Source organism: Hyphomonas sp., assembly GCF_041689225.1.
Lineage (GTDB): Bacteria > Pseudomonadota > Alphaproteobacteria > Caulobacterales > Hyphomonadaceae > Hyphomonas.
Genome location: NZ_JBDNGN010000041.1, coordinates 1 through 5,084, shown reverse-complemented (window position 1 = coordinate 5,084; position 5,084 = coordinate 1). Strand labels below are relative to the sequence as shown.

At 62.2% G+C, this 5,084-nt stretch carries 3 protein-coding genes; all 3 read left to right on the top strand.

What is annotated here, in order from left to right:
* Window positions 1–688 precede the first annotated feature (688 nt).
* The 3 genes from ACESNB_RS03430 (at window position 689) to ACESNB_RS03420 (ending at window position 5,049) form a co-directional block, all read left to right on the top strand.
* On the top strand, window positions 689–2,062 hold the full coding sequence (locus tag ACESNB_RS03430) for a site-specific DNA-methyltransferase (RefSeq protein ID WP_373003868.1): 1,374 nt from the start codon (window positions 689–691) through the stop codon (window positions 2,060–2,062).
* A complete protein-coding gene (locus tag ACESNB_RS03425; protein ID WP_373003866.1) occupies window positions 2,059–3,096 on the top strand; it encodes a DUF5681 domain-containing protein in 1,038 nt (345 codons plus the stop codon). Before ACESNB_RS03430 ends, ACESNB_RS03425 begins: the two co-directional genes overlap by 4 nt.
* A 1,137-nt stretch (window positions 3,097–4,233) precedes the next feature.
* Entirely contained in the window at window positions 4,234–5,049 is an 816-nt protein-coding gene (locus tag ACESNB_RS03420) for a hypothetical protein (protein ID WP_373003863.1), read from the top strand.
* Window positions 5,050–5,084: the final 35 nt, after the last annotated feature.

Sequence of the window (5,084 nt, the reverse complement as noted above, 5' to 3'; positions counted from 1 at the left end):
TGGTGGTGCAGGGGAACTACTGCGAACCAGTCTCCGCTCGTTCCCTGTTTTTCTGAGATTTCAAGTTTCCCACTTCGCCCTCTTCTCTCGGCGAAGCTGCGGAAATATACCTCTGATATCAGGAAGTTAGCCCAGACCTCGTTGTTTCATCACCGGTCCAAGGTTCGGGCTCCCAGCTTAGAAGCAGGGAAATCTGGCCGCAAAACGCTGCGTTTTGGCGGGATAGCATTGCCGTAAAGCGGGATGACCTTGTCGTTTACCGGGACGGCGGTGTCATGACCCGGGACGGGACTGCCCGTAAACGGGCAACTGCCGCTGTTTGCCAGTAGCCGACCTCAATGATGTGGGATGAGGTTGCGCGAAAGCAGGACGGCATTGTCGTTTTGGCAGCACTTTGAGCACCGACGGGCTCGCGACCCGGATTTCAGGGCGTCGCACGATATTTTCTCAGGGCCGGAAATGTGCCGTTTGAACGTCCAAACGTTTAAACCCCCTTCGATGACCCTTCAAACGGCCTTCAAATAATTCTCCGGGTTCAAATCGCCTATAAATCATCAGTATTGCTTGAGTTCTTCTCATCTTATGGTTTGCCTGCCGATTGTAGAGCACAGATCGTGCCCCTAGGTTCGTGATGATGGTTCGGTCCCAATGGAACGAGAGCAACCATCACGAAGGGGAACCGACTTTTATGCACCTATCTACTCCCAACATTGAGATGTGCCGGGTCTCGGGGCTAAAGTCCTATGCCGGTAACGCCCGCCGACACTCGCGACGCCAGGTGCGCCAGATTGCCGACAGCATCCGGCGCTTTGGCTTCACCAATCCGGTCCTGGTCAGCGACGAGGGTGAGATCATCGCCGGCCACGGCCGCGTCCTGGCAGCCAAGGAGCTGGGGCTCGAGACGGTGCCCACGCTCAAGCTCTCCCACATGACGCCTGAGGAGCGACGCGCCTATGTGCTGGCTGACAACAAGCTTGCGCTCAATGCCGGCTGGGATACCGAGATGCTGGCAATCGAGATGCAGGCGCTCCTCGACCTCGACTTCGATGTCTCCCTGACCGGCTTCTCTCTGGCTGAGATCGACTTCACCCTGGACCAGGCCCGCCAAGCCTCGACCGAGGCAAAGGACGACCCCGCTGACCGTGTTCCAGAGCTTGAGCCTGTGGCCGTTTCTCTGGCTGGTGATCTCTGGCAGCTGGGTCGCCATCGACTGCTTTGTGGTGATGCCAGGTCGCCGCAATGCGTTGCGCTGCTGCTCGGAGGTGAGAAGGTTGACCTCATCTTCACCGACCCGCCTTACAACGTGCGCATTGACGGCCATGTCTCGGGCCTGGGTGCGGTGCGCCACCGGGAGTTCGCCTTCGCCGCCGGCGAGATGTCGCGGAATGAGTTCACAGCATTCCTCATCGAGACGCTGTCCAACGCGGCGGCCGCCGCCAGGGACGGGGCGATCGCCTACGTCTGCATGGACTGGCGTCACATGCGCGAGTTGCTGGACGCCGGCGAGAAGGTCTTCTCGGAGCACAAGAACCTCTGCGTCTGGAACAAGACCAACGGCGGCATGGGCTCGTTCTACCGTTCCAAGCATGAACTGGTCTTCGTCTACAAGGTCGGCAGCGCGCCGCACACCAACAGCTTCGGGTTGGGCGAGACCGGGCGCTACCGGACCAACGTCTGGGACTATGCCGGCATCAGCAGTCTGGGCAAAGATCGCGAGGCCGAACTCGCCATGCATCCGACGGTCAAGCCCGTGGCGCTGGTGGCCGATGCGATCCGGGACTGCTCGCGGCGCGGTGAGATCGTGCTCGACATCTTTGGTGGGTCGGGCACGACGCTGATCGCGGCCGAGAGCTGCGGCCGGCGGGCCCGGCTCCTGGAATACGATCCCCTCTACTGCGACACCACCATCCGCCGCTGGGAGGCCTACACCGGAAAGCAGGCTCTTCTCGATGGCGATGGTCGCACGTTCGAGAGCGTCGCTGCCGCACGATGGCCGACCCAGCCGCAGGCCGCGAGCAGTACCGAGAAAACCAGGAGCCCCAGGCGCCGGAGGTCGGCATGAGCAACAGCAAGGCGGACCAGAACGATCCCCTCGACCCTCGGGAGGAAGGTTCGACCCTGTCCGAGGAATCCCTGCAGGAGCTCCGGCGGGACGTGGTCCATGACACGGGCTACAAGAAGCCGCCAAAACACACGCAGTTCAAGAAGGGCCAATCGGGCAATCCCAAGGGACGGCCGCGCAAGGACGACTTCGGCCCCGGCGCCGATCGATCTGCCAGCAAGCTGCTGCTTCAGGAGGCGGACCGCTCCATCACCCTCACCGATGCGTCCGGATCGACCGAAAGCACGGCGATCGAAGCCGTCGCCCGGAAGCAGTACCTAACGGCGATGAAGGGCAACCCGCTTGCACAGAAGCACGTCATCGAGCGCTACGATCTTGCCGAGCGTGATCGGCGCCAAAGCATCGCTGAGGAGATTAAGATCTGGCGCCTCTACTGCGACCGGACGCGCAAGGAAATCGCCGACGCCAAAGCCAAGGGTGAGACACCGCCCGATCCACTGCCGCATCCCGACGACATCGTTCTCGATCTCGACAAGGGCGTCCAGTTCCTCGGGCCGTTGCTTCCGGAGCACGTCGACGCCATCGAGGAGGCATGCAGGACGCGAGACCTTCTGATTCTGCAGGATGAGCTCGACCGGCGTCTCGCCGAGGACACCGATGTCGACGACCCGCTCGACGGCCCCGGTGCGGCCTTGTTGTTTGCGTGCTCTCTCGATAACTGGGTGCCACTCCGGTGGCGGCTATCTGACGGCGCCATGGCCAGCGCAATGATGCGCGCCCGCAAGCTGACGAAGCGGCAACTCCTGAAGACCGTCTATCAAGGCTGGCGGGCACTTGGCAGGCAGGTGCCCAGGGGCGAGACCTTCGGCTCAGTGCGAGATGGCAGGTTGGCGCTCAAGCTCAGTTACAAATTCGTTCGGGGCATCAAAGATGGTGACTTCGACAACAGCACGACCGAGGATATCGCCGAGGTGCTGATGGATATATTCGAGGAGGACGGTGTCCGCGTAGATCGCGACAGCGCAGTCGCGTAGCGCCATGCCCCCACCCGTTATTATCGGCCCCGACCACTTGCCCGATGCCATTGCCTATTCTGTGGCCCCTGTTGCGGGGCGGTGGTGCTGCGTCTGCGACGCTCCCGTTCCCAACGGGGGGGCGAGGTCATTTGCTTGAGGCAAGATCACCGACTAACTGCGGCGTCGCAGGCACCAGTCGGGCCGCCCCCTGATGACTGGTGCTGGGCGCCGCGGGCTGGGCGGAGACCGTAGGCTACCCGCCGCCGGCAGTGGCGCCATCAGGTGCGACAAGCTAAACTCACCGTTGCTCATCCCGCCCCGACGGCCGGCTCCTGCTTAGTAGGAGGCAGGGAGCGACTTCAGTGGACCGGCGCTGGAGCCACAATTCGCACTGACGCCAAACGTCCTGCAGCGCGGTGTTCCGTGAGTGCATCGCCACACCGAAGACTGGTCGCTTCATCCGTATGCCTTGAAGACAGTCCAGCTTGGAGTCATGGTCCAGCCGCGAGCGTTGGCCCGGGCCGCCTACCAATGGCTGATGCTGAGCGACGCGGGTCAGGCGGGGTCCGCAGTCTCAATCAGCTTTTCAATCTTCCGCTTTGGGGTGCCGACCTGGTCGTGGGTAGACGGACCCCTCGCCCAGCCGAGCTTGGCCGCCTCCAAGAGTGCCGATCGCCCCGTTGAGATATCGCAAAGGCGCTTCGAGAAGCAGCCGCGCTCGGCTTTCATCGCAGTCATTTGGTTCAGCGCACCCCGCGAGCGCAACGGTGTGGTTGATGCCCGTCGAAATGCAGACCCTGTCAGCTTCGTTCTCGGACCAGTTTTGCTGCCCGAGCGACTTCAAAAGTGCCCAGTGTGGAGTTAAGGCCGGCTTGCAGGCGCTGGCCGGGCCGTCCTCCTGATGGCTGGCGCCGGGCGACGCGGATCGGGCGGGGTCCGTAGTCACTAAGGCGCCCAATTGGCTCATCCTGCCCCGGCGGCCGGCTCCCCCGACATAGGAGGCAGGGAGCGGCGTCAGTGGACCGGCGCTGGAACCTCATTTTGCACTGACGCCAAGCGTCCAGTGGCGCACGATGTCGGTGCGATCGGTCGAACTCAACCGGCTGGGTTCGGTATCTAATGGTCGCACCGGTCGCTCGCGACAACGAAAACGACATGAGCAATCCGCAGGTATCTCCTCACTCCGTAAGAGTCACTCGCGAGGAACTGTATCGGCAGGTCTGGCAATCGCCCATGAGTCACCTTGCGGCGGAGTATGGCATCAGCGGCAGTGGGCTGGCCAAAATATGCACCAGGTTGAACGTCCCTTACCCACCCCGCGGCTGGTGGGCGAAGAAAGCCGCCGGCAAGGACGTCGCGATCTCCCGCCTTCCACCAGCGGATGAAGCGACACCATCATCCGTGGTGATTTCGCCAACGCCGCGCCCGGAACCACCCGTCGCATTGCCTGCGAAAGCCCAGCAGCAACTGGATGAAGCTCGAGAGAATGCGTCCTCGTTGACTGTGCCTCAGCACCCGACCAAACCTCACCCGGTGATTGCCCGTTGGCTTGATGATCACGAGCGCAGGAAGGTTGAGGCGCGTCGCGAGCGCGATCCGTGGATGCGCAGTATGGTTCGTCCAAGCGAGTTCACGCCTCAGGATCGCCGTCGCCACCGCATCCTCGATACGCTTTTCAAGGAGCTGGGGCGGAACGGGGGAAAGGTCAAAGAGGACGAGCGGCGGCGATTGACCGTCGAGCTCTCGGGCGAGGTTATCGAGTTCCGACTTCGCGAGAAGCAGAAGCAGGTCCGGCGCCCCCTCACTGACGATGAAAAGCGATGGTGGTCGTCCACCGGGCGGGACTGGAAACAGGAGCTGGAAGGGGTTGTGTCTCGAATCTGGTGGAAATTCTCTAGCGACGTTCTCCGAGCATCGGGATTTGGGCCTGATCAGGCCGCGAGGTCAAGGCTGATTGGGGCGATGGGCTGAGCCAAGGATTCCCAGCCATCCACTTTCCGCATCTG